Here is a 257-nt window from a genome sequence, read left to right on the forward strand (position 1 = left end):
TGTTCCCGAGAATCAGACCAGTGCGATAGATGTGGAGACATCGGATGATAACGATTCCGAAGGATCTGGCTTGACCTATAGCCTGAGTGGTGGAGCAGACCAATCCTTGTTCTCCATTGATGCTAACAGTGGTGTTGTTACCTTTACCAATGCGCCGGACTTTGAAGCACCTGTTGATGCCAATGGCAACAATGACTATGAGCTTCAGGTTACGGTTACAGATTCCTCTGGTTTGACCGATACGCAAGACCTGGTCA

At 48.2% G+C, this 257-nt stretch carries 1 protein-coding gene; it reads left to right on the plus strand.

The genetic code is table 11. The features are described 5' to 3' along the window. A partial coding sequence (locus DXZ20_RS04640; RefSeq protein ID WP_163703391.1) for a cadherin repeat domain-containing protein occupies window positions 1-257 on the plus strand: 257 nt, incomplete at both ends.

It is taken from the genome of Adonisia turfae CCMR0081 (genome assembly GCF_011009555.1).
In the GTDB taxonomy this organism is placed as follows: domain Bacteria; phylum Cyanobacteriota; class Cyanobacteriia; order Phormidesmidales; family Phormidesmidaceae; genus Leptothoe; species Leptothoe turfae.